Source organism: Flavobacterium luteum (genome assembly GCF_008806775.1).
GTDB classification, from domain to species: domain Bacteria; phylum Bacteroidota; class Bacteroidia; order Flavobacteriales; family Flavobacteriaceae; genus Flavobacterium; species Flavobacterium luteum.
Window position 1 is genome coordinate 430,688 of record NZ_WAEM01000002.1, and the last position, 26,573, is coordinate 457,260.

The window sequence follows — 26,573 nt, forward strand, 5'->3', positions numbered from 1 at the left end:
TAAAAACTCAAACCAAAAATTGATATTTAATACTAAATTTGCCAGCAAATCAAAATAAAAATTTATAATAATGTTTAGAAGTCATAATAACGGCGAACTTAACGCCTCGCACATCAACACCACCGTTACACTTGCGGGTTGGGTGCAAAAATCGCGTGATAAAGGATTTATGAATTGGGTTGATTTAAGAGATCGTTATGGTATCACGCAATTGGTTTTTGATGAAGGTCGTACCCAAAAAGCGGTTTTCGAATTGGCTAAAACCCTTGGTCGTGAATTTGTGATTCAAGTAAAAGGTACTGTTATTGAGCGTGAAGCCAAAAACAAGAACATGATTACTGGCGATATAGAAATTTTAGTTTCTGAATTAACGATACTAAATGCTTCAATTACCCCTCCGTTCACTATAGAAGACGAAACCGATGGCGGAGAAGATATTAGAATGAAATACAGATACTTAGACATTAGAAGAAATCCTGTAAAAAACAGTTTGCTTTTTCGTCATAAAGTAGCACAAGCAGTTAGAAATTACCTTTCAAATCTAGATTTCTGCGAAGTTGAAACTCCCTATTTAATAAAGTCTACACCTGAAGGCGCAAGAGATTTTGTAGTGCCAAGCAGAATGAATGAAGGTCAGTTTTATGCTTTACCGCAATCTCCTCAAACCTTCAAACAATTGTTAATGGTAGGTGGCATGGACAAATATTTTCAAATCGTAAAATGCTTCCGTGATGAAGATTTGCGTGCCGACAGACAACCTGAGTTTACACAAATCGATTGTGAAATGGCTTTTGTTGAGCAAGAAGATATTTTGAATGTATTTGAAGGCTTAACCAGACATTTATTGAAAGAAATAAAAGGCATAGAAGTAGAAAAATTCCCAAGAATGACCTACGACCACGCCATGAAAACCTACGGAAATGACAAACCAGATATCCGTTTCGGGATGGAATTTGGAGAATTAAACGCAGTGGCACAACATAAAGATTTTCCTATCTTCAATGCCGCAGAATTGGTTGTCGGAATTGCTGCCCCTAATTGCTCAACATACACACGTAAAGAAATAGATGCTTTAATTGACTGGGTAAAACGTCCTCAAGTTGGAGCATCAGGTATGGTTTATGTAAAATGTGAAGCAGATGGAACATTCAAATCATCTGTAGATAAGTTTTACGATCAATCTGATTTGCAACAATGGGCTTCAATTACAGGCGCTAAAGCTGGCGATATGATTTTTGTGCTTTCTGGTCCGGCCGATAAAACCAGAACCCAACTTTCTGCACTTAGAATGGAATTAGCAACTCGTTTAGGATTGCGAAATCCAGCAGAATTTGCTCCGTTATGGGTTGTAGATTTTCCTTTATTAGAATTGGATGAAGAATCAGAAAGATGGCACGCCATGCACCATCCGTTTACGTCACCAAAACCAGAAGACATGCACTTATTAGCAACCAATCCGGGAAAAGTTCGTGCTAATGCTTATGATATGGTTTTAAACGGGAATGAAATTGGCGGTGGTTCAATCAGAATTCACGATAAAGCTACGCAACAATTAATGTTCAAATATCTCGGTTTTACCGAAGAAGAAGCAAAAAATCAATTTGGTTTCTTAATGGATGCTTTTCAGTATGGAGCTCCACCGCACGGGGGTTTGGCTTTCGGACTAGACCGATTAGTAGCTATTTTGGGCGGACAAGAAACCATTCGTGATTTTATAGCATTTCCAAAAAACAATTCAGGAAGAGACGTTATGATTGATGCGCCATCAGTTATAGATGAAAGTCAATTGAAGGAGTTGCATATTATGTTAAAAAATTAGACTAATGAGAAAAGTAATTTTTATATTCTGTCTTTCTTACTCGCTCTTTTCAATTGCTCAAGATAAAATAAAGTTTGGAATTAATACTGGTGTAACGTATTCTAATATTCGAGGTAACGAAATAGCAGATAAAAACAAATATGATTTTGATTTTTTGCTAGGAACATCATTTGAACTACCCATAAACAATAAAATGTCATTTTTTACAGGATTAAATTACGAGCGCAAAAGCTTCAAGAGAAAAATTTTATTTGAAGAAAATCTTATAGAATTTGATCCTTTCGACCCAGCGTTTAGTCAGGATGCTGGTTTTACGGCTAAAGCAACTTTAAGCTATTTAAGTATCCCTTTGAACATTAAATATTACTTAGGAAGAAAGAACTCTTTCTTTTTAAATGGCGGACTAAATACTGCCATCTTTTTAAATCTTAATTCAAATATCGGGAATGAAAAAAACGGTATAAAGACTTTTGATTTTGGCTTTAATTTAGGTTTTGGTAAGAAGATTAAATTAAACGAAAAGACTAATTTAAACATAGAAATTAAAGACAGCTATGGACTAGTAAATATAAGTTCGATACCTGTATACAATAATGGAACGGTTAAAACCAATTCTGTGAATTTAATTTTAAATTGGGAATTCAAGATTTAAAAATAGGTTTCTTAAATATTTAGTCATGCCGAAAATGCTGACTATCAATAATTTTTACAAAAAATTAACACATTTTAGCTTTCGTATTATTTTAAAGATTACATTTGTGGCATTATAAATTATTTATTACTATTACAATGCGTACAGGTACAGTTAAATTTTTCAATGAATCTAAAGGTTACGGATTCATTACAGACGAAGAAACAGGAAAAGACATTTTTGTTCATGCTTCAGGAATCAACGCGGAAGAACTTCGTGAAGGTGACAGAGTGAGCTATGAAGAAGAAGAAGGTAGAAAAGGGAAAGTTGCTGCGAAAGTAGCAGTTCTTGAAGACTAAAATATATAGATTATTTTTGTTACCCAAAATTTTTAAACGTTTCGATTTACTTCGAAACGTTTTTTTTTTGATAAATAAATGAAACTATTTTTTTTCAATGACTATGATACTGAACAAAGGTTAAAAAGTTCTTAAACCAAACTTAATTTGTTATTTATAATTAATAAAAATTGTAAATTTACAGCTCAACTGATAAAAGGATTTTTTAATTTTCATTGTTAATTAATTATTGACTGTTATCTTTGTGGCAAAAATAAAATTGAATTAAATATTTCATTATGCAATCGACTCAATTAGATTATTTTCCGATATTAATACAGTTTCTTTTAGCAGTAGGTTTTGTTGTCGGTATGATTATCATCTCAGGAAAATTAGGTCCAAAAAGAAATTCAACAACTAAAGATAAAAATTTTGAGTGCGGCATAGAATCCATAGGAAACGCACGTATTCCTTTTTCAGTAAAATATTTTCTAGTTGCAATTTTGTTTGTTCTATTCGATGTAGAGGTTATTTTTCTTTATCCTTGGGCAATCAATTTTAAAGAATTAGGAATGGAAGGAATGGTTAAAATGGTTTTATTTATGGCTTTGCTTTTAGTTGGTTTTTTCTATATCATCAAAAAGAAAGCATTAGAGTGGGAGTAAAAAAATATGATTTAATAGAAATGGTTTGGTTTTAGGATTAAATCCTAAATCTAAATCCTAAATCTAAAATTAAATATGAGTGATTCAAATATAAATATGGTAGCGCCACCTGAAGGAGTTGTTGGAGAAGGTTTTTTTGCAACAAAACTAAACGATGTAGTAGGATTAGCTAGAGCCAATTCACTTTGGCCATTGCCTTTTGCTACTTCCTGTTGTGGAATTGAATTTATGGCAACAATGGCGTCACATTATGATTTAGCTCGTTTTGGTTCTGAAAGAGTAAGTTTTTCGCCTCGTCAAGCAGATATGCTAATGGTAATGGGAACTATTTCTAAAAAAATGGGGCCTATTTTACGTCAAGTATACGAGCAAATGGCTGAACCTCGTTGGGTAATTGCCGTTGGAGCTTGTGCTTCTTCAGGAGGAATTTTTGACACTTATTCTGTATTACAAGGTATTGATAAAGTAATTCCTGTAGATGTATATGTGCCAGGTTGCCCGCCAAGACCAGAACAAATTGTAGACGGTGTAATGAAATTGCAGGAATTAGTTAGGACAGAATCTGTTCGAAGAAGAAGTTCTCCTGAGTATCAAGAATTATTGGCCTCATATAACATCAAATAACGAAATGGCTTTAGAAAATTCAGACATTCAAAATAAATTAACCGAAACATTTGGCGAAAATGTTTTCAATTTTCAACAAGAAAAAGATATTTTTTCTTTTGAAATAAAATCGGATAAAAACACAGCAGTAATTTTATTCCTCAAAAACGATCCAACTTTACAATTTCATTTTTTAACTGATTTGTGCGGCTTACATTATCCCGATAATGATGAAAATCATCAATTTGCGGTAGTATACCATTTACACAATTGGTACGAAAACAAACGCATCAAGATTAAAGCTTATCTTAACGAAACTCCTTCAATAAAAACAATTTCAAATATTTTCCTAAGCTCCAATTGGATGGAACGGGAAACTTGGGATTTTTATGGAATCGATTTTATAGGACATCCACAGTTGAAACGTATTTTAAATATGGATGAAATGATTTCTTTTCCAATGCGAAAAGAATTTCCAATGGAAGATTCAGGAAGGACAGATAAAGATGATCGTTTCTTTGGAAGAACAACAACAAATTTATAATTTTTCACATTCTATAAATGTCAGAACTATTATTACCACCAGAGCATCGATATGCTAAAATTATAAAAGAAAAACTAAACGATGACGGTAGCGAGCTTTCCATTCTGAATTTAGGGCCTACTCATCCGGCAACGCATGGTATTTTTCAAAATATTTTGTTGATGGATGGCGAACGAATTCTTGAAGCCGAACCAACTATTGGTTACATTCATCGTGCGTTTGAAAAAATTGCTGAGAATCGTCCGTTTTACCAAATTACACCACTCACAGACAGAATGAACTATTGCTCCTCTCCTATTAATAATATGGGTTGGTGGATGACTTTAGAAAAATTACTAGACATTGAGGTTCCTAAAAGAGCACAATATCTTAGAGTTATTGTAATGGAGTTAGCAAGAATAACCGATCATTTAATTTGTAATTCTATACTTGGTGTAGATACTGGTGCTTACACAGGTTTTCTTTATGTTTTTCAATTTAGAGAAAAAGTGTACGAAATCTACGAAGAAATTTGTGGCGCTCGTTTAACTACAAATATGGGAAGAATTGGTGGTTTCGAAAGAGACTGGTCGCCGAAAGCATTTGAATTATTGAATACGTTTCTAGAAGAATTTCCAATGGCTTGGAAAGAATTTGAAAATCTTTTTGAAAGAAACAGAATTTTTATTGATAGAACTGTAAATGTTGGACCAATTACTGCCGAAAAAGCAATGGCCTACGGATTCACTGGTCCAAATTTACGTGCAGCAGGAGTTGATTATGACGTAAGGGTAGCACAACCTTATTCTTCTTATGAAGATTTTGATTTTATTGTTCCTGTAGGAAAATCAGGCGATACTTATGACCGTTTTTGTGTTCGAAATGCCGAAGTTTGGGAATCAATTAGTATCATCAAACAAGCATTAGCAAAAATGCCAGAAGGAAATGAATATCATGCTAATGTTCCTGATTACTACCTTCCTCCTAAAGAAGATGTGTATCATAATATGGAATCATTGATTTATCATTTCAAAATTGTAATGGGAGAGGTTCCTATTCCTGTAGCAGAGATTTATCATCCTGTTGAAGGAGGAAATGGCGAAGTAGGATTTTATTTGGTTACGGACGGAAGTCGAACTCCTTACAGATTGCATTTCCGAAGACCTTGCTTTATTTATTATCAAGCTTATCCAGAAATGATAAAAGGCGCATTATTATCTGATGCGATAGTAATTTTGTCAAGTTTAAATGTTATTGCTGGAGAATTAGACGCATAAAATAATTAAAAATTGAGAATTAAAAATTAAAAAATTTGATTCCTAAAAATAAATCTTTGTGAACTTTGTGACTTCGTTGTGTACTTAGTGGTTAAAAGAAATTAAAATGGAAAAAACGCATTACAAACAAGAAATAAATATAACCGAAACATTGATGAGTCGTATCAATGAATTGATTAGTCATTATCCTGATGATAAAATAAAATCGGCATTATTGCCTGTTTTACATGAAGTTCAAGATGCCCATGACAATTGGCTGAGTATCGAATTGCAAGATAAAGTTGCCGAAATACTTAAATTAAAGCCTATCGAAGTGTATGAAGTGGTAACTTTCTACACCATGTATAATCAACGTCCTATAGGAAAATACATGTTCGAATTTTGTCAAACTTCTCCTTGTTGTTTAAACGGTGTGGAAGATTTGATGGATTATACTTGTAATAAATTAGGCGTACAAGTAGGAGAACCAACATCTGACGGCCTATTTGAAGTTCGTGGAGTAGAGTGTTTAGGGGCTTGTGGGTATGCTCCGATGATGCAATTAGGAGATTTCTACAAAGAACATTTGAATAAAGAAAAAGTAGATCAACTAATAGCTGATTGTAAAGACAATAAAATAGTTTTACACGATAAATAATATGTCACAAAAAATATTATTAGACAAAATAAACGTTCCCGGAATTAAAACCTACGAAGTGTATCGCAAAGAAGGTGGTTATGCTTCTGTAGAAAAAGCCATAAAAAAAATGACTCCCGATGAAGTAGTCGAAGAAGTAAAAACTTCTGGATTACGAGGTCGTGGTGGGGCTGGTTTTCCAGCGGGAATGAAATGGAGTTTCATTGATAAAAAATCTGGTAAACCAAGACATTTGGTTTGCAATGCTGATGAATCAGAACCAGGAACTTTTAAAGATCGTTATTTGATGGAATTTATTCCTCACTTATTGATTGAAGGAATGATAACATCTAGTTATGCTTTAGGTGCAAATCTATCCTATATCTACATTCGTGGAGAGTACATGTGGATTTACAAAATTTTAGAACGTGCCATTGCCGAAGCTAAAGCGGCAGGTTTCTTAGGAAAAAATATTTTAGGTTCAGGTTACGATTTAGATTTGTACGTTCAAATTGGTGGCGGTGCCTACATCTGTGGTGAAGAAACCGCATTGATTGAATCTTTGGAAGGAAAACGTGGAAATCCTCGTATAAAACCCCCATTTCCAGCAGTTTCAGGACTTTGGTCAAATCCAACAGTCGTAAATAATGTAGAAACTATTGCCGCTGTGCCATGGATTGTGAATAATTCTGGCGCCGATTATGCAAAAATAGGAATTGGGCGTTCTACTGGAACTAAATTAATTTCGGCTTCAGGACATATCAAAAACCAAGGCGTTTACGAAATTGAATTGGGATTAAGTGTTTATGAGTTTATGAATTCTGATGAGTATTGTGGCGGGATGAGTTCTGACAGACCTTTAAAAGCTTTTGTGCCAGGAGGAAGTTCTGTTCCAGTTTTACCAGCACATTTAATATACAAAACTGCAGCAGGAGAAGAACGATTAATGTCTTACGAAAGTTTATCTGATGGAGGATTCGCAACAGGTTCTATGTTAGGATCTGGAGGATTTATAGTTTATAACGATACTTCCTGCATCGTTCGTAACACTTGGAATTTCTCTCGTTTTTATCATCATGAAAGTTGTGGTCAATGTTCACCTTGTCGTGAAGGAACAGGTTGGATGGAAAAAGTATTGCACCGAATAGAAAACGGTCACGGTCGTGAAGAAGATATTGATTTGCTTTTAAGTATTCAAAGCAAAATAGAAGGAAACACTATTTGTCCGTTGGGTGATGCTGCAGCATGGCCAGTGGCAGCAGCGATTCGTCATTTTAGAGAGGAATTTGAGTACCACATCCGTTTCCCAGAAAAAATAAAAAATAGAGACCATTTTGTTGCCGAACCTTTTGAAAAAGTGAAGCATTTAGTTTCTAAAGTAACAGTTTAAAGACAAGAATTTACTATAATGAAAGTAACAATAGACGGTCACAGTATAGAAGTAGAACCAGGAACAACAATCCTACAAGCTGCACGCATGATTGGCGGAGAAGTAGTTCCGCCAGCGATGTGTTATTATTCAAAACTAAAAGGAAGCGGCGGAAAATGCCGTTGTTGTTTGGTTGAAGTAGCAAAAGGAAGTGAAGCAGACCCAAGACCAATGCCAAAATTAATGGCATCTTGCGTAACGGGTTGTATGGACGGAATGGAAGTGAACAGTAAATCATCGCCTAGAGTACAAGAAGCAAGAAAATCAGTAACCGAATTTTTGCTAATTAACCACCCTTTAGATTGTCCGGTTTGTGACCAGGCTGGAGAATGTGATTTGCAAAATTTAAGTTTCGAACACGGAAAATCGGAAACTCGTTTTATAGAAGAAAAAAGAACGTTCGAACCAGAAGATATTGGTCCAAATATTCAACTACACATGAATCGTTGTATTTTGTGTTACCGTTGTGTAATGGTTGCCGATCAATTGACGGACAATCGGGTTCACGGTGTTATGGACAGAGGAGATCATTCTAATATTTCAACCTGCATTTCTAAAGCGATAGATAATGAGTTCTCTGGAAACATGATTGATGTTTGTCCTGTGGGTGCATTGACTGACAAAACTTTCCGATTCAAATCGAGAGTTTGGTTTAACAAACCCTATAATGCACACCGAGATTGCGACAAATGTTGCGGAAAAACTACGGTATGGATGTTTGGTGACGAAATACAAAGAGTTACTGGAAGAAAAGACGAATACCACGAAGTGGAAGAATTTATTTGTAACGGATGCCGTTTTGACCACAAAGAAATTAATGATTGGGTAATTGAAGGACCAAGAAAATTCGAAAAAGATTCTGTTATTAACCAAAATAATTATACTCGAAAATTAGATAAGGTAGAAATAGCTACCGAAAAAAATATTTTAATGGGTAGAGATATTGATCGTAAAAAAATTAGTATGCCCGCTATTGCTTTGACCGAAGAGGACATTATTAACCAACAAAGTCTAAGCGATAATGAATAGTACACTTATTATAGACAAAAGCGTTATTGTTTTAATAGTTTTTGGTGTTACCATGCTAATGGCTATGTATTCTACATGGGCAGAACGCAAAGTTGCTGCTTGGCTCCAAGACCGAATAGGGCCTAATAGAGCAGGTCCTTTAGGTTTATTACAACCTCTTGCAGATGGAATGAAATTATTTGCTAAAGAGGAATTTGAACCTAACACTCCAAATAGATTTTTATTTTTTGTTGGTCCTGCAATTGCTATGAGTACCGCATTAATGACAAGTGCTGTTATTCCATGGGGCGATAAGTTTCACTTATTTGGTAGAGATATTATTTTACAAGCAGCTGATATTGATGTCGCTTTATTGTATATTTTCGGAGTACTTTCGGTTGGGGTTTACGGAATAATGATTGGTGGTTGGGCATCAAACAATAAGTTTTCCTTAATAGGTGCGGTTCGTGCCGCTTCTCAAATGGTTTCTTATGAAGTTGCCATGGGGCTTTCTATTATAGCTTTATTAATGATGACTGGTTCTTTGAGCTTGAGAGAAATTTCTGCACAACAAGCCGGAATGAATTGGAATGTATTTTATCAACCGCTTTCTTTTTTAATATTTTTGATTTGTGCTTTTGCAGAAACGAATAGAACTCCTTTTGACTTAGCAGAATGTGAAACTGAACTTATTGGAGGCTACCATACCGAATATTCGTCGATGAAAATGGGTTTCTATTTGTTTGCCGAGTATGCAAATATGTTTATATCATCAGCTATTTTAGCTATTTTATTCTTTGGCGGATACAATTATCCTGGAATGAGTTGGGTTATTGAAAATTGGGGCGTAAACCTAGCCAATGTTTTAGGAATTGCGACTTTGTTTATTAAAATTTGTGGGTTTATATTTTTCTATATGTGGGTGCGTTGGACGATTCCAAGATTTAGATACGACCAATTGATGCATTTAGGATGGAGAATATTGATTCCGCTTTCAATCATTAATATTGTAATTACTGGAATCGTAATTTTGAGAGCAGATATTGCTGCTTATTTTGGGTTTTAGTTTTTTATCATGAGTCAAATAATCATTCCTGATGAAATAATAACAAATAAAATTTATTTTATTAGAGGTCAAAAAGTAATGTTAGATTCTGATTTAGCCGAACTTTATGATGTTGAAACGAAACAATTAAAGAGACAAGTTCGTAGAAATATGGAAAGATTTCCAGAGGATTTTATGTTTGAACTTACAAGTGTAGAGTATGAAATCTTAAGGAGCCAAATTGGCACCTCAAGTTGGGGCGGAACAAGATACCTTCCAATGGCCTTTACAGAGCAAGGTGTTGCAATGCTTTCAAGTGTAATTAATAGCATGACGGCCATTAAGGTAAATATTCAAATTATTAGGGTTTTTACTAAAATTAGAGAAATGCTAGCCGATAATTTGAGTATAAAATTAGAAATTGAAGAGATAAAAAAGAAAATTTCTAGTCAGAGTAAAAACATCGAATTGGTATTTAGTTATCTCGACGAGTTAATTGACAAGAAAGAGAATACAATTGAAAGAACAAAGATTGGTTATAAAAAATAAAAGATATTAAATACGAATTACCCTAGCCCTGATAGCAGTGAAAATCCTTTTGTGCCGGTGTTCGGCATAAAAGATTAAAACGAATAGCAGGAGTAGCTTCAAAAAAATAAAGAAAATGTCAATAGAAACTATATCATTATCGGGTAGAAAAAAAGTGGTCTCAAATAAAGAGATGACTTTTTTAGAACGCTTGTATCTTGTTGCAATCATTAAGGGTTTATGGATTACCATAAAACATTTATTTACTAGAAAAGTAACCATACAGTATCCTGAGCAAGTTAGAACCATGAGTCCTGTTTATCGCGGTCAACACATGTTGAAACGTGATGAACAAGGTCGTGAAAACTGTACAGCTTGTGGTTTATGCGCTTTGTCTTGTCCCGCAGAAGCCATAACCATGACTGCTGCTGAACGTAAAGCAGATGAAAAACATTTGTACAGAGAAGAAAAATATGCTTCTATATATGAAATTAATATGCTACGATGTATTTTTTGTGGATTATGCGAAGAAGCTTGCCCAAAAGACGCCGTTTATTTAACGACTTCGAAAGTATTGGTGCCTTCAAGTTATGAAAGAGAAGATTTTATTTTCGGCAAAGATAAATTAGTCATGCCATTAGAAATGGCACTAAAAAACACTCAACTTAAAAACGCTAATTAATGTCTATTGTACTTATATTATTTTGTGTATTATCCGCGGTAACTTTAGCTACGGCCTTTCTTACAATTTTTAGTAAAAACCCGATTCATAGCGCTATTTATTTGGTGATTTGCTTTTTCTCTATTGCAGGACATTATTTGTTGATGAACTCGCAGTTTCTAGCAATTGTTCATGTTATTGTATATTCTGGAGCTATTATGATTTTGTTTTTATTTACCATAATGTTGATGAATTTGAATAAAGAAAATGAAGTTCATAAACCTAGAATTACTCGTTTAGGGGCTATTGTTTCATTTTGCTTAATATGTTTTGTGCTTATACTCATTTTTATAAATTCAAATCCAATAGTTGGAGAATATATAACTACCGGCGAAGATTTTCAATCTATTAAAGTTCTCGGAAAAGTATTATTGAATGAATATATGGTTCCTTTTGAATATGCATCGATATTGCTTTTAGTTGCCATGATTGGAACTGTTTTATTGTCTAAAAAAGAAAAACTAGAAAAATAGTATGAACAATATTTTAAACCAAATTGGTATAGAAAATTATATTTTCCTTTGCGTAATACTTTTTTGTATTGGCGTTTTTGGAGTATTATACAGACGAAATGCCATTATTGTCTTTATGTCAATTGAAATCATGTTAAATGCCGTAAACTTATTGTTTGTAGCATTTTCAACCTACCATCAAGATGCACAAGGTCAAATTTTTGTGTTCTTTTCGATGGCAGTTGCTGCAGCAGAAGTAGCCGTTGGTTTGGCAATTTTAGTCTCAATATTTAGAAATTCAGGCACAATTGATGTGGCTAATTTAAAAAACTTAAAAGGATAATTTTCAATGGATACCAATTTAGCTTTAGTATTACTTTTAACTCCTTTACTTGGATTTCTAATCAATGTTTTCTTTGGTAAACAATTAGGAAAATCAGTTTCAGGGACTATCGGAACGTTTACCGTTGCCATTTCGTTTGTGGTTTCGATTTATTTTTTCTTGCAAATAAACCAAACAAAACAACCAGTTACTATACATATATTCGATTGGATTACTATTAGTAATTTTAATGTCGGGTTTGGATTGCTACTAGACCAATTGTCGATTTTATGGTTGCTTTTTGTAACTGGAATTGGATCATTGATTCATTTGTATTCCATAAGTTATATGCATGATGATGAAAACATGCATAAATTTTTTGCTTATTTGAACTTGTTCGTGTTCTTCATGATTACTCTAGTTATTGGAAGTAACTTATTAGTAATGTTTATTGGTTGGGAAGGCGTTGGGCTTTGTTCGTATCTATTAATAGGATTTTGGCATAAAAACCAAGAGTATAATGATGCCGCTAAGAAAGCCTTCATTATGAATAGAATTGGAGATTTAGGTTTATTAATTGGAATATTTATTTTAGGAGTATTATTTTCAACCGTAGATTTTACAACTTTAAAGACTTCTATTGAAACTACTACAACTATAAATTCGTATTGGATTGGAACCGCTGCATTTGCATTGTTTATTGGAGCTTGCGGAAAATCAGCACAAATACCATTATATACTTGGTTGCCAGACGCTATGGCTGGTCCAACACCTGTTTCTGCTTTAATTCACGCTGCAACAATGGTTACTGCGGGAATCTTCATGGTTTCGAGATTAAATTTCCTATTCGATTTAGTACCAAATATACAAAACATTATTGCTGTAGTTGGAGCTATTACTGCATTAGTAGCGGCAACAATTGGTTTGGTTCAGAATGATATTAAAAAAGTTTTAGCCTACTCTACCGTTTCACAATTAGGACTCATGTTTTTGGCACTAGGAGTTGGCGCCTATGAAGTAGCCATATTTCATGTCATTACACATGCATTCTTTAAAGCTTGCTTGTTCTTAGGTTCGGGTTCAGTTATACATGCTTTACACGGAGAGCAAGACATGCGAAAAATGGGCGGATTAAAAAAGGTCATGCCAATTACTTATCTGACAATGTTAGTTTCATCATTAGCAATATCAGGAGTTCCTTTATTCTCAGGTTTTTTCTCAAAAGATGAAATATTATTAGTTGCTTTTGAACACAGTATCCCACTTTGGATTATCGCTTCGATAGCATCAATTATGACAGCGTTTTATATGTTTAGGTTAATGTTTCTAACATTCTTTAACACCTTCAGAGGAACCGAAGAACAAAAACATCATCTGCACGAAAGTCCTAGTTTAATCACATTTCCATTAATTGTTTTGGCTATTTTAGCCACTTTTGGAGGTTTGATTAGCTTGCCAGGACACAGTTGGTTAAACGATTACCTTACTCCTGTTTTACCCAAATTAGCTGCAGCAGAGCATCATTTAGATACAACAGCGTATATTTTAATGACCATTGCAGTAATTGGAGGAATCGTAGGTATTGTCTTAGCCTATGTTAAATACAACAAACGAAATACTGTTCCAGTATCAGACGAAGCTATTATAGGTTTCTCTAAAGTTTTATACAACAAATATTATGTAGATGAGGCTTATACTGTGCTTTTTGTAAATCCTATAAATGCATTGTCACGTTTTTTTAGAGATTATATAGAAACCTTTATTTCGTCTCTTATTTTTGGATTAGGAAAAGTAACCATTGCATTAAGTGCTCAAGGCAGAAAAGTACACAACGGTAGTATTGGACTGTATCTTTTTGTTTTTGTTATTGGAATATGCGCCATTATTTCCTATTTATTTTTAGCTCAATAATTCTTTTATTATGAATGTAACTCTTATATTAATTTTACTTTTAGTTGGCTCATTTGCAACTTACTTAGCTGGAGACAAACTCGCTTCTAAGGTCGCTTTGTTCTTTAGTGTATTGGCTCTGGGCTCCTCTATAGTGTTATTAAATCATTTTAATGCCGGAGAGAATATTAGTTTTATAAGCCAATGGATTACTCAACCAAATATTTCTTTTGCACTAAAAGCAGATGGTCTTTCGCTAGCGATGCTTTTATTGACAACTGTTTTAACGCCATTGATAATTTTTTCTTCATTTGGTAATGAATATAAAAACTCCAAATCGTTTTATGCTTTAATCTTATTTATGGCATTTGCAATGGTTGGAACATTTCTTGCTGCTGACGGTTTATTGTACTATATTTTTTGGGAATTGGCATTAATACCTATATACTTTATTGCACTTTTGTGGGGTAATGGCGATGCCGAAGATCGTAAAAAAGCGGTTGTAAAATTCTTTATCTACACTTTAGCAGGATCATTATTTATGCTAGTGGGCTTTGTTTATTTATACCAAAAAGCAGGAAGTTTACTACTCGATGATTTGTATAAATTACAATTATCCGATGCAGAACAATTATGGATATTTTTAGGGTTCTTTTTAGCCTATGCAATTAAAATTCCGATTATACCTTTTCATACTTGGCAAGCAAAAGTGTATCAAAAAGCACCAACCGTTGGAACTATGTTGTTATCTGGAATAATGCTTAAAATGGGATTGTATAGCATTATTCGTTGGCAGTTGCCAATTGCACCATTAGCTGCAAAACAGTATCTTTTTATTTTTGTTGGACTAGGAATTGCAGGAGTTGTTTACGGATCGATTGTTGCTTTACGCCAAAAAGATTTAAAAAAATTATTGGCTTATTCTTCGTTAGCTCACGTAGGATTAATTGCTGCAGCAACCTATACCCTTACTCTTGATGGATTGCGAGGAGCTGTTTTGCAAATGATAGCGCATGGTTTCGTAGTAGTTGGATTATTCTTTGCAGCAGAAATCATTTTTAGAAGATATGAAACTAGAATCATTGCAGAAATGGGTGGTATTCGCACCCAATCTCCAAAATTTACTTCAATGTTTATGATATTAGTATTGGCATCAGTAGCGTTACCATCTACTTTTAACTTTATTGGAGAATTTACTGTACTGTATAGCTTATTTCAAATAAATATTTGGTTTGCTATTTTAGGAGGAACAACAATCATTTTGGGAGCCTATTATATGTTGAAAATGTTTCAACATGTTATGTTGGGAGAAACTAATAAAAAAGTTTTTGCTGATGTTACAATCAGTGAAGCATTATCAATGATTATAATTATTGTTGTTTTATTCTTTTTTGGAATGTATCCAAAACCAATTACAGATTTGATAACACCAAGTCTAGAAAATATCCTAACTATAATTAATAGAAATTAGGATTTAGGATTTTTGAATTAGGATTTAAATAAATATGACAAAAGAAGAACTAAAAAATAGAACAAAAGAATTTGCGCTAAATGTTTTTAAGTTTTTAATGTCATTAAATAAAAGCAAAGCAGTAGATGTCGTTTCATATCAACTCTTTAAATCATCATCATCAGTTGCTGCAAATTATCGAGCTGTATGTAGAGGAAAATCTAGTTCAGACTTTTTAAATAAACTTAAAGTAGTAGATGAAGAAGCTGACGAAAGTTTATTTTGGTTAGAATTTATAAAAGGATTAGAAATAGAATGTGATTTAGATGAGCTTGAAAAATTAATAAAAGAAGCTGACGAATTAGTAGCTATTTTTTCAGCGGGGATAAAAACAATAAAAGAAAAAAATAATATAAAAAATTAGGGAATTAGGTATTAAGAATTAGGGTTTTTGTAAATTATAATCCAGTTTCACAAATCCTAAATCGAAAATCCTAAATCAAAAAATCAAAAAATGAATACATTAATAGCTATAACAGGATTAGGTGTTTTATGCCTTTTATTTGAAATTTTTAATATAAGAAAAGGAATTATTCCAATTACAATTATTGGATTATTAGCCATACTTGGATTAACGGTATCAGAGTTTAATACTCCAGGAAGCTTCCATCATAATATGATTGTAGTAAACAAATTTACTGTGGCTTTTTCGAGTCTTTTTATAGTGCTGACTATCTTTTTAGTAACCTTAAGCCATAATTTTTATGAAAATCATCAAACAAAACTATCCGATTATATTGCCATAAAAATATTTTTATTATCTGGTGCTGTTGCGATGGTTTCTTTTGGAAATTTAGCGATGTTCTTTTTAGGTATCGAAGTTTTATCAATATCCTTATACATTTTAGCGGCAAGCAATCGTTTGAGTCTTAAAAGTAATGAAGCCGGAATGAAATACTTTCTAATGGGATCTTTTGCTTCAGGAATTATATTGTTCGGTATCTGCTTGATTTATGGTGCAATGGGAACTTTTGATGTTGTGGAAATTAGCGAATTATCACAATCGGCCGAACTGCCTATTTGGTTTCCAATAGGTATTGCAATGGTAACCATCGGAATGCTTTTCAAAATAGCTGCAGTTCCGTTTCATTTTTGGGCACCCGATGTTTATGAAGGCTCCCCAGCACTTACAACTGCAACAATGAGTACACTTGCTAAAGTGGTGGCTATGGCTACACTTTACAAATTATTAGTTGCGATGAATGCAGATGTCTCTTATTCTTTTCAAATCATCATTGTGGTAATCTCAATTGCTTCTATGACTGTAGGAAATATTATGGCATTGCGACAAGCCAATGTAAAACGTATGCTAGCCTTTTCAGGGATTTCTCACGCTGGGTTTATGTTAATGACCTTGTTGAATTTATCCTCTTCGGCAAGTAGTTTATTGTACTATGCTACGGCATATACTCTATCAGGTATTGCTGCATTTAGTGTTCTCTTATACGTTTGTAAAAATAGAGACAATGAAGATATTGTCAACTTCCATGGATTAGGAAAAACCAATCCGTTACTAGCAGCGATACTAACAGGTGCATTACTTTCTATGGCAGGAATTCCTATTTTCTCAGGATTTTTTGCTAAGCTAATCTTGTTTAATCAAACTATTCAAGCAGGCTATTTAGTGGTGGTAATTGCTGCAGTTATTAACTCCATTATAAGTGTGGGTTATTATTTTAAACTTATTTTGGCCATGTATACAAAAGAGCCTAACGAAACTCGAATAGGAACGCCAACATTAATATACTTGGTTGCAATAGTAGCTATTGTTTTAAATCTCATTCTAGGACTTTTCCCTTCCTTATTATTAAATGTATTGTCATAAAAATTTAATAAATAAAATAATAAACCATCTCACAAAAAGAGATGGTTTTTCGTTTTTGCATACATTTATAACTCATAAAAACAGTGTTAGATAAAAATCAAATACCATTTGAAAAATGAATATAAATACTAATTCAAAAATAATTCGTTGGGGTATCTTAGGTTGTGGGAATGTTACAGAAATAAAAAGTGGTCCTGCGTACCAAAAAACAGAAGGATTTCAGGTCGTTGCTGTAATGAGAAGAGATGCTGAAAAAGCTTCCGATTATGCTAAGAGACATAACATCAATAGATTTTACACAGATGCCGATGCCTTAATAAATGACCCTGATATTGATGCCATATATATTGCTACTCCTCCTGACAGTCATAAATTTTATGGACTAAAAGTAGCTCAAGCGGGTAAGATCTGTTGTATAGAAAAGCCCCTTTCACCTAGTTATAAAGATAGTTTAGCCATTTGCGAAGCTTTTCAAGAAAAAAATATTCCGCTTTTTGTTGCTTATTACCGCCGTTCCTTACCCCGTTTCGAGCAAATAAAAAATTGGCTTTCAAATAATGATATCGGAACAGTACGACATATCCGATGGCATTTGAGTAAACCTGCGTCGCCATTAGATTTGAGTAAAGAGTACAATTGGCGCACAGATGCAACTATAGCAACTGGGGGTTATTTTGATGACTTGGCCAGCCACGGACTTGATTTATTCACTTTTCTTTTAGGAAACATAAAAGACGTTTCGGGTATTAGTCTCAACCAACAAAATTTATATTCTGCTAAGGATGCCATAACCGCTTGTTGGGTACACGAATCGGGAGTTACAGGTTCAGGCAGTTGGAATTTTAGCTGTAGTACTCGAGAAGATATCGTAGAAATTTTTGGAAGTAGTGGTAAAATAACATTCTCCGTTTTCAATGATGAATCTTTACTATTGCTAAACGAAAAAGGAAAAACCGAACTCTTTGTCGAAAATCCTGAAAACATACAATTGTATCATGTAGAAAATATGCGCAATCATCTTCTCGGTAAAACGATTCATCCTTCTAGCGGGCAAACTGCTACTAATACAAATTGGGTTATGGATAAAATTATTGGGAATATTTAGATAAAATCATTGCTTCTATTAATTTCATTTTAATTTTTACTTATCAACAATCCAAAAAATTAACTTTTGTCATTCGGTTACATTATTAGCTATTCTGTAAATTTACAGGATGTATGCTTTAATCGATTGTAACAATTTTTATGCTTCGTGCGAACGGGTTTTTCAGCCTCAATGTATTGGGAAACCAGTCGTTATCTTGTCTAATAATGACGGTTGCGTCATCTCAAGAAGTAACGAAGCCAAGGCTGCTGGTGTTGCTATGGGTGCACCCGAATTTAAAATCAGAGACTTAATCAAAGAGAAAGATATAAAAGTTTTTTCGTCCAATTATCCTTTATATGGCGATTTGAGTAATCGTGTCATGAAAACTCTTGAAAATTTTACTCCAAATCTTGAAATTTACAGCATTGATGAAGCTTTTCTGAATTTTGACGGAATGCCTATTTTAGACTATCACAATTATGGTTTACAAATAAAGAATCGAGTACAAAAATGGGTTGGAATTCCAGTTTGTGTAGGCTTTGCTCCTACTAAAGCACTTTCGAAAGTAGCTAATAAAATCGCTAAAAAATTTCAACAACGAACACAAGGAGTCTACGTAATAGATACTGATGAAAAACGTATCAAAGCATTGAAGTGGACCCAAATTGAAGACGTTTGGGGAATTGGTTTTCGATTACAAAAAAAAATGATTGCTCACAATATTATTAGTGCTTACGATTTTACAAAACCACAACATGAAGCTTGGATAAGAAAAGAAATGGGAGTTCTTGGCATGCGATTGAAATATGAATTAGAAGGCAAATCGGTTTTAGATTTAGAACCCATTCGAGAACAGAAAAAAAGTATTGCAACCACAAGAAGTTTTCCAAAACAAATTTCAGAATTTGATGATTTAAGAGAACGTGTTGCCACTTTTGCAGCAGTTTGTGCCGAAAAATTACGAAAACAAAAATCGTGTTGTCATACTATCATTGTGATGTTAGTCATTGATAAACACAAATATGAATCTCAAAAATATTATTTCAATAAAGCCGTTACTTTGCCTTATGCAACCAATTCGACTCTAACCATTTCAAATGTAGCCATATCCATATTAAAGGATTTGTATAAAGGAAATGAGGGCGTAAAATTCAAAAAAGCAGGAGTGATAGTTACCGAGTTAATTGATGAAGACAAAAAGCAATTGCAATTGTTTGAAGAAGAAAACCCAAAACATTTAGCACTAATGAAAGCTATGGATTATCTGAACACAAAAATTGGTGACCGAAAAGTAAAATTGGGAACCCAGAATTTAAGTCTAACTTGGAATATGAAGCAAAATCATTTGTCTCCAAGATATACTACTAAATTCAATGAAATACTCGAAATAAAATGTCTATAAAAAAAAAACCTCTCTTAACTTTTTTTCGTCCTGATTTCGAAAGCGAAATCAGAATTCCTTATATAAAAGAAGGAGTTTCTGCTGGATTTCCATCGCCTGCTACAGATTTTACAGAAAACAATATCGATTTAAATAAAGAATTGTGTAAGAATCCGTTATCGACATTTTACATCAAAGTCAAAGGAAATTCTATGATAAATGCAGGTATAAACGATAAAGACATTTTAATAGTTGATAAAAGTCTGGAGCCAAAAAACAACAAAATTGCGGTTTGTTTCATTGATGGAGAGTTTACCGTAAAACGAATTAATATAGAAAAAGAGGGCGTGTACCTGATGCCCGAAAATGAAAATTACCAACCCATAAAAGTAACCGATGAAAACGAGTTAGTTATATGGGGAATAGTTACTTATGTGATTAAGACTTTGTAAACAAAAAAACCTCTGATTTCTCAGAGGTTTAAGTACCCGAAGCCGGAATAGAAACCTCTCGATTTGGCAATTTTCAACACCTTTCAGAAATAGTAAAAAAACAATACAAAATCTTAACAAATTCAATACTTAAGACCGATTATAACAACAACAAAACAATAGAATGAAATAGAATAAAATCTAATGAAATAGTAAAACGGTTTGGCAACGGTTTGGCAAGTTTGTGAAATGTATTACAAATATTGTTATCTTTGAATAGTTCAAAAAAGTTCAAAAGGCAATATTATGGCAACCGTAAATTTTAGATTAAGAAGCAAGGCAAACAAAAACGTTTCTATAAAGGTTTATTTGTCCACAGGTCGTGGAAACGTTGTTGAGTTAAATACTGGGTTCTCCATTAACCCGAAAGATTGGAGCAAAGACACCGACCGCCCCAAACAAAACTCCGCCGAAAACAAAATAATATTCAACAACCTTAAAAAGTTGGAATCGTATATTTTTGAAAACCTCAACACAGATTTAGGCAAAGGAATTGTAATAGACTCGTTTTGGCTCGAATCAAAAATCAATGATTGTTTTGAACGTGTACAAAAAACTGACGAGGGAATTATTACAAACTACATTCAAAACATAATTGATACAGCCGATACCCGAAAAGTAAAAGTAAAAGGTGGTTATAAGCACGGACTTTCGTTAAGTAGAAAAAACAGTTACATAGCAACGAAAAACATCATATTAGAATACCAAACCAAGACGAGAAAACAAATACACTTTACAGACATCAATCAAGCATTAATAGATAAGTTTGAATATTGGCTACTTAAAACTAAAAATTACGCCGTAAACACTTCGTCAAAGCATATAGCAAATATTAAAACGGTTTGCATTGAAGCCGAGAACAAGGGCATTCAGGTAAATTCGTTTGCAAAGCAAATAACTATAGCAACGGAAAGCGATGACGACCGATACATACAAACTTTATCTTTTGCCGAATTGGACGACATTAGAAAAGCGGACATAACAAGTGAGGCACTCCAAAATGCTCGTAAATGGTTGCTAATAGGTTGTGAAATTGGACAACGTGGCGGGGATTTACTCGACATTACACCCGAAAATATAAGATACAAAGGCGGAAATATGTATTTAGACTTAATACAGCAAAAAACAAAGAAACCCGTTACTATTGGAATAATCGCCCCACACGTTATAGACATTCTCGAAAATAGTTTTCCATATAAAATCACAACCCAAAAACTAAACGACCATATTAAAAAGGTTTGCGAAACTGCCAAAATAAATGCAATGACAGAAGGCAAAATATTTGACAAAGATATAGGGCGTAAAGTGTTTAAATCATACGAAAAACACAAACTAATAACGACACATTCTTTTCGCCGTTCCTTTTGTACTAACTATTATAAAAAAATACCAACACCAGTATTAATGGGTATTTCGGGACACAGCAAAGAATCAATTTTTAGAGTTTACATAAATGCGCCTGAAGACACAGACGAAAATGCCGATTTGTTTATGAAATTTTACAACGAAATACACAAAGACAAAGAACCTCAACTAAAAGTTATAAAAAACGGTACAGAAGATTAATTTTAAAACAATTTATTTCAATTTGTTCCGAAAATTATAAAATAAAACTACTTTAGTATTTTAAATCCTATCCTATAACATTCGATGACCTTACAACAGTATATTGCCAAAATAAATACCCTTTACATAACAGGAAACGCAAGAGAACATTCCTATCGTGGCGATTTGCAGAACTTGATTATGGCAATTTTACCCGACGTTTTGGTTACGAATGAACCTGCAAGAGTAAGTTGTGGCGCACCCGATTATGTGTTAACCCGCAAAGATGTACCGATTGGCTATATTGAGGCAAAAGATATTGGTGTCGATTTAAAAGACAAAAAACTCAAAGAACAATTTGATCGCTACAAATCAGGTTTAACCAATTTGATTTTTACCGATTATATGGATTTCCATTTTTATAAAGATGGCGAGTTTATAACCAAAATAGCCATTGCAGAAATCGAAAACGGAACGATAAAACCACTATCCGAAAACTTCGAGCAGTTTACACATTTAATACAAAATTTTGCCTTAACGGTTTCACAAACCATTAAATCACCTACCAAGTTGGCGCAAATGATGGCGGGGAAAGCAAAATTAATGGCGGATGTCATTGAAAAGTCATTAGATTACGACGACGAACAGGGCAACCGCTCCAGTATAAAATCGCAAATGTTGTCGTTTCAACAAATGTTGATTCACGATATTAATAACAAATCATTTGCCGACATCTACGCCCAAACGATTGCCTACGGTATGTTTGCAGCACGGTATCACGACCCGACTTTGCCCACGTTTTCTCGACAAGAAGCGGCAACCCTCATCCCGAAAAGTAACCCCTTTTTACGCAAATTATTTCAAGACATTGCGGGTTACGATTTAGATACTCGTTTGGATTGGATTGTAGAAGAATTAGTAACCATATTCCTTGCTAGTGATGTGGCGCTCATTATGAAGAACTTTGGCAAAAGCACCAAACAAGAAGATCCAGTCGTACACTTTTACGAAACATTTTTGGGCGAATACAACCCCGCATTACGAAAGGCTCGTGGGGTTTGGTACACACCGCAACCCGTTGTTAATTTTATTGTTCGTGCAGTAGATGACATATTAAAAACCGAGTTCAATTTGCCACAAGGTTTAGCCGACACCAGTAAAATAAAAATCAAGAAAAAAGCCGTTACCCAAACTAAAGGCAAAGATGCTAAGATAAAAGAGGTAGAAACAGAAGTTGAGGTTCACAAAGTACAAATATTGGATCCCGCAACAGGAACAGGAACATTTCTTGCCGAAGTAGTAAGACACATTCACAAGAAATTTGAAGGACAACAAGGTATTTGGAGCAAGTATGTAACCAATGATTTAATCCCTCGATTGAATGGTTTTGAGTTGTTGATGGCGAGTTATGCGATGGCACATTTAAAAATGGATATGCTATTAACTGAAACAGGATATAAACCCACCGACGACCAACGGTTTAGAATTTTCCTAACAAACTCCTTAGAAGAGGCGCACCCCGACACAGGAACGCTATTTAGTTCGTGGTTGTCTGATGAAGCCGACCAAGCCAATGCCGTAAAACGTGATGCACCAGTGATGGTAGTTATGGGAAATCCGCCTTATAGTGGAGAGAGTGCCAACAAAGGCGAATGGATTATGAATCTAATGGAAGATTATAAAAAAGAACCAGGCGGAAAAGAAAAATTAAAAGAGCAGAATTCTAAATTTATTAATGATGATTATGTTAAATTTTTGCGTTTTGGGCAACATTTTATTGATAAAAACGGAAGTGGAATTTTAGCGTTTATAAACCCACACGGCTTTTTAGATAACCCTACTTTTAGGGGAATGCGTTGGAATTTACTGAATACTTATGATAAAATCTATACAATTGATTTACACGGAAACAGTAAGAAAAAAGAAACTGCTCCTGATGGCTCTATTGACCAAAATGTTTTTGATATAATGCAAGGTGTTTCTATAAATTTATTTATAAAATCAGGTAAAAAGAAAAAGAATGAATTAGGAAAAATTTTTCATTATGATTTATTTGGAAAACGAGAATTAAAATATGTTTTTTTAACTGACAACAATGTTCATAGCATTCCATTTAAAGAATTAAATTCAACATCACCCTATTATTTTTTTATTGAGAAAGATTCTGAGGTTCAAAAAAGTTATGATTTTGGATTTTCAATTAATGAATTATTTTCAAATAGTACCTTGGGAATTCAAACTCATAGGGATTCGTTCGCTATTTCGATAGACAAAAAGACTTTAGAAAATAGAATTACAGATTTTTATAGCAATGAAATATCCAATATTGATTTAATTTCAAAATATAACCTAAAGGAAACATCTGAATGGAAATTAGATAAAAACAGAAAAGGTGAATTTGATTCAAAACTAGTAGTAAAAATTGATTATCGTTTTTTTGATACTAGATTCATATACAACTCTAAAAACATTATTGATAGAGATAGAAAAAACATTATGCAACATATGGTCAAATTTAATGTTGCATTAACGGTTTCCAAACAACAGAGTAGTTCTGCGTTTAGACATATTTTTTTATCTGAAAACATACAAGAATCCTGTTTAATTTCTTTACAAACAAAAGAGGGTGGCTATACATTTCCACTATACCTCTATCCCGAAAATACCAGTCAACAAAACTTATTAGAAACCCATATAAGAACGCCCAACCTCAATCTAGAAATTGTAAAACAAATTGCGGAAGGTTTGGGTTTGACATTTACCAACGAAAAAGAAACTACAAAAGGAACTTTTGCCCCGATTGACCTTTTAGACTATGTCTATGGTGCATTACATTCTCTAACCTATCGGGAGAAATACAAAGAGTTTTTGAAAATAGATTTTCCTCGTGTTCCCTATCCAACCGAAGCGAAAACCTTTTGGCAATTGGTGGCATTGGGTGGCGAGTTACGACAAATACATTTACTCGAAAGTCCAACCGTTGACAAATACGTTACACAATACCCCGAAGACGGTAACAACATCGTTACAAAACCAGTTTACAAAGACGGCAACGTTTACATTAACGAAAATCAATACTTTGCCAATGTCCCACAAGTTGCGTGGGAGTTTTATATTGGTGGCTACCAACCCGCTCAAAAATGGCTCAAAGACCGTAAGGAAAGAGAATTGAGTTACGAGGATATTTTGCACTATCAAAAAATTATTGTGGCGTTGAGCGAAACGGAACGAATTATGAAAGAAGTTGATAAGATTAAAATTTAGAAATTATGACAACGTACGAAAAATATAAAATAGGTTTATTAGGGGTTTTTGTTATTGGATTTCTTTTATGTTTTTATGAATATTCTGAAAATGGGCGTTATGTGTTTTCAAATGAAACAGGTACATCACATCCAATAATAATAGATTCAAAAACAGGAGAATTATATAATATACATGGTTGGGAAAAAGTAAATATCAATGAATTTAAAGATTTAAAATCGAAAAAAATAAATAAATAGTTGAAAATTACTAGCACTAAAACAATTTTCAAAATGGATTTTATAGAGTTCAATAAAACAAACCCGCCATATTCAAACAATGAGATCTTTAAATCAATTAAATATCTTTTAAAAACCAAAGACGATTCTTTTAGGATATTAACTTTAATATCACACTTTGTGGAATATATTTCAGATGAAAATTTATTAAAATCTACATTAAAACTTTTTGAAGGAATTGATTTCTTAACAAACAAATTAGAAACTACTAATATTACCTTTGTAGGAAATATTGAATATAGTGATGCAGAAAAGATTAAAATTACTGCCGTAACGAACTCACTAATTTTATCGAATGAACTACACATAAAATTTTTTAGTCCATACATTAATATTTCAGAAATTCCCGAATTAAAATTGATACTTAACAATGGAATTATTGAGCATAACTCACATGAAATCGAAAAATGGATTAAACGAAATACCTTTAAATCAGTTGTTAATACATTTATGGAATTACCCTTTTTAAGAGATAAAGAAAATGAAATAAAAAAATTAATTCAATCCATAGCGGAAATTGATTATTTAAACGAAACAGATACATTTTCAAATGAAATAAAATATCTAAATACCATTAAACATAATCTATTTGAACAAATCCCCCTATCAACCCCCAACCCTGAAAACGAGGAAAATAAAATGTATTTCAAAGTAGGATTACTTTTTGCTCAAAAAAAAATATTTTCAAAAATAGTTGTTAAAGATAAGTACAAAACTACAAAGTACTGTTACATAGATGAGGTTTTTGATAATCCGAGTCAGTTATCAAAACACCTAAATTTAACCCGCCAATACATCAATGACAGTTTCAATAATGCAAATACTAAACATAATATTTTTAAGAACTTCAAACAATTAAAAAACATAATTGATTATTGTAATAAAAACACAATAACCATTGACCCTGAATTTTCAAATAAATACTCGATATTAATCGAAAATAAACAATAAAAAATACCTGCACCAATTCCCGCACAAGTGCAATAATAAGGTGCTAATCAATTTGATAGAATTTCGCAAAGTGAAACAATAAAAACACTTTGTAAAATGGAAGCAATTCAGATCATTACTACACCAAATGAATTTAAAAAAGAAATCGCAAACGAGGTTAAAACTCATTTAGACGAATTTCTAAAACACTTTGCCCCAATCCAACCAAAAGAATATTTGACCCGTTCAGACGTGGCGAAAATGTTTTCGGTGGATATCTCGACAATTTCCAATTGGCAAAAGTCAAAACGATTAAATCCTCTCGCTATTTCGGGAAGAGTCTATTTTTTACGTTCAGAAGTTGAGGCAAGTTTGAAACCCCTAAATGTTTAAAT

General features: G+C 33.3%; 27 protein-coding genes. All 27 read left to right on the top strand.

Translation table 11 applies throughout. The annotated features are described in order from the left end of the window. The first annotated feature begins 70 nt into the window (after positions 1-70). The 27 genes from aspS (at position 71) to F6464_RS05880 (ending at position 26,571) form a co-directional block, all read left to right on the top strand. Positions 71-1,819, top strand: coding sequence for an aspartate--tRNA ligase (gene aspS / locus F6464_RS05750; RefSeq protein WP_151106848.1), 1,749 nt, complete (start codon positions 71-73; stop codon positions 1,817-1,819). Positions 1,820-1,823: 4 nt separating this feature from the next. Further along, positions 1,824-2,471: an outer membrane beta-barrel protein gene (locus F6464_RS05755; protein WP_151106849.1), complete on the top strand. Its 648-nt coding sequence runs from the start codon at positions 1,824-1,826 to the stop codon at positions 2,469-2,471. Between the two features lie 137 nt (positions 2,472-2,608). Next, positions 2,609-2,809 carry a cold-shock protein gene (locus tag F6464_RS05760; RefSeq protein WP_151106850.1) on the top strand — a complete coding sequence of 67 codons (201 nt, stop codon included), beginning with the start codon at positions 2,609-2,611 and terminating at the stop codon, positions 2,807-2,809. Positions 2,810-3,087: 278 nt separating this feature from the next. Further along, positions 3,088-3,453: an NADH-quinone oxidoreductase subunit A gene (locus F6464_RS05765; RefSeq protein ID WP_151106851.1), complete on the top strand. Its 366-nt coding sequence runs from the start codon at positions 3,088-3,090 to the stop codon at positions 3,451-3,453. A gap of 75 nt (positions 3,454-3,528) precedes the next feature. Next, positions 3,529-4,077 (top strand): NADH-quinone oxidoreductase subunit B, encoded by a 549-nt coding sequence (locus F6464_RS05770; protein WP_151106852.1) that lies wholly within the window; start codon positions 3,529-3,531, stop codon positions 4,075-4,077. A gap of 4 nt (positions 4,078-4,081) precedes the next feature. Next, on the top strand, positions 4,082-4,600 hold the full coding sequence (locus tag F6464_RS05775; RefSeq protein WP_151106853.1) for an NADH-quinone oxidoreductase subunit C: 519 nt from the start codon (positions 4,082-4,084) through the stop codon (positions 4,598-4,600). Between the two features lie 17 nt (positions 4,601-4,617). Continuing rightward, complete coding sequence (locus F6464_RS05780) at positions 4,618-5,856, top strand: NADH-quinone oxidoreductase subunit D (RefSeq protein ID WP_151106854.1); 1,239 nt, start codon at positions 4,618-4,620, stop codon at positions 5,854-5,856. 106 nt (positions 5,857-5,962) lie between these two features. Continuing rightward, a complete protein-coding gene (locus F6464_RS05785) occupies positions 5,963-6,493 on the top strand; it encodes a complex I 24 kDa subunit family protein (protein WP_151106855.1) in 531 nt (176 codons plus the stop codon). A gap of 1 nt (position 6,494) precedes the next feature. Beyond that, positions 6,495-7,862, top strand: a complete 1,368-nt coding sequence (nuoF, locus tag F6464_RS05790) for an NADH-quinone oxidoreductase subunit NuoF (RefSeq protein ID WP_151106856.1) — start codon at positions 6,495-6,497, stop codon at positions 7,860-7,862. Between the two features lie 18 nt (positions 7,863-7,880). After that, positions 7,881-8,930, top strand: coding sequence for a 2Fe-2S iron-sulfur cluster-binding protein (locus F6464_RS05795; protein ID WP_151106857.1), 1,050 nt, complete (start codon positions 7,881-7,883; stop codon positions 8,928-8,930). Then, entirely contained in the window at positions 8,923-9,975 is a 1,053-nt protein-coding gene (nuoH, locus tag F6464_RS05800; protein ID WP_151106858.1) for an NADH-quinone oxidoreductase subunit NuoH, read from the top strand. Before F6464_RS05795 ends, nuoH begins: the two co-directional genes overlap by 8 nt. Positions 9,976-9,984: 9 nt before the next feature. After that, the gene (locus F6464_RS05805; RefSeq protein WP_151106859.1) at positions 9,985-10,503 is read left to right on the top strand and encodes an ORF6N domain-containing protein; all 519 of its coding nucleotides are present in this window, start codon (positions 9,985-9,987) and stop codon (positions 10,501-10,503) included. Positions 10,504-10,618: 115 nt separating this feature from the next. After that, a complete protein-coding gene (locus tag F6464_RS05810) occupies positions 10,619-11,164 on the top strand; it encodes a NuoI/complex I 23 kDa subunit family protein (protein WP_151106860.1) in 546 nt (181 codons plus the stop codon). Beyond that, positions 11,164-11,676 carry an NADH-quinone oxidoreductase subunit J family protein gene (locus F6464_RS05815; protein ID WP_151106861.1) on the top strand — a complete coding sequence of 171 codons (513 nt, stop codon included), beginning with the start codon at positions 11,164-11,166 and terminating at the stop codon, positions 11,674-11,676. The genes F6464_RS05810 and F6464_RS05815 overlap by 1 nt, the downstream gene beginning before the upstream one ends. Before the next feature lies 1 nt (position 11,677). Continuing rightward, positions 11,678-11,998 carry an NADH-quinone oxidoreductase subunit NuoK gene (gene nuoK, locus F6464_RS05820; RefSeq protein WP_151106862.1) on the top strand — a complete coding sequence of 107 codons (321 nt, stop codon included), beginning with the start codon at positions 11,678-11,680 and terminating at the stop codon, positions 11,996-11,998. 6 nt (positions 11,999-12,004) lie between these two features. Then, on the top strand, positions 12,005-13,888 hold the full coding sequence (nuoL, locus tag F6464_RS05825) for an NADH-quinone oxidoreductase subunit L (protein WP_151106863.1): 1,884 nt from the start codon (positions 12,005-12,007) through the stop codon (positions 13,886-13,888). 10 nt (positions 13,889-13,898) lie between these two features. Beyond that, entirely contained in the window at positions 13,899-15,338 is a 1,440-nt protein-coding gene (locus F6464_RS05830; protein ID WP_151106864.1) for a complex I subunit 4 family protein, read from the top strand. A gap of 34 nt (positions 15,339-15,372) precedes the next feature. Continuing rightward, positions 15,373-15,741 (top strand): four helix bundle protein, encoded by a 369-nt coding sequence (locus F6464_RS05835; RefSeq protein ID WP_151106865.1) that lies wholly within the window; start codon positions 15,373-15,375, stop codon positions 15,739-15,741. A gap of 90 nt (positions 15,742-15,831) precedes the next feature. After that, positions 15,832-17,202, top strand: coding sequence for an NADH-quinone oxidoreductase subunit N (locus F6464_RS05840; protein WP_151106866.1), 1,371 nt, complete (start codon positions 15,832-15,834; stop codon positions 17,200-17,202). A gap of 115 nt (positions 17,203-17,317) precedes the next feature. Continuing rightward, the gene (locus tag F6464_RS05845; RefSeq protein WP_151106867.1) at positions 17,318-18,307 is read left to right on the top strand and encodes a Gfo/Idh/MocA family protein; all 990 of its coding nucleotides are present in this window, start codon (positions 17,318-17,320) and stop codon (positions 18,305-18,307) included. 109 nt (positions 18,308-18,416) lie between these two features. Further along, a complete protein-coding gene (locus F6464_RS05850) occupies positions 18,417-19,691 on the top strand; it encodes a Y-family DNA polymerase (protein ID WP_151106868.1) in 1,275 nt (424 codons plus the stop codon). Beyond that, positions 19,682-20,122, top strand: coding sequence for a LexA family protein (locus F6464_RS05855; RefSeq protein ID WP_151106869.1), 441 nt, complete (start codon positions 19,682-19,684; stop codon positions 20,120-20,122). Before F6464_RS05850 ends, F6464_RS05855 begins: the two co-directional genes overlap by 10 nt. Before the next feature lie 285 nt (positions 20,123-20,407). Continuing rightward, positions 20,408-21,727 (top strand): phage integrase SAM-like domain-containing protein, encoded by a 1,320-nt coding sequence (locus F6464_RS05860; RefSeq protein ID WP_151106870.1) that lies wholly within the window; start codon positions 20,408-20,410, stop codon positions 21,725-21,727. 84 nt (positions 21,728-21,811) lie between these two features. Then, complete coding sequence (locus F6464_RS05865) at positions 21,812-24,970, top strand: type ISP restriction/modification enzyme (protein WP_151106871.1); 3,159 nt, start codon at positions 21,812-21,814, stop codon at positions 24,968-24,970. 5 nt (positions 24,971-24,975) lie between these two features. Next, complete coding sequence (locus F6464_RS05870; protein WP_151106872.1) at positions 24,976-25,209, top strand: hypothetical protein; 234 nt, start codon at positions 24,976-24,978, stop codon at positions 25,207-25,209. Between the two features lie 33 nt (positions 25,210-25,242). Continuing rightward, positions 25,243-26,199, top strand: coding sequence for a hypothetical protein (locus F6464_RS05875; RefSeq protein WP_151106873.1), 957 nt, complete (start codon positions 25,243-25,245; stop codon positions 26,197-26,199). Positions 26,200-26,295: 96 nt separating this feature from the next. Continuing rightward, positions 26,296-26,571, top strand: a complete 276-nt coding sequence (locus F6464_RS05880; RefSeq protein ID WP_151106874.1) for a helix-turn-helix domain-containing protein — start codon at positions 26,296-26,298, stop codon at positions 26,569-26,571. Positions 26,572-26,573 lie beyond the last annotated feature (2 nt).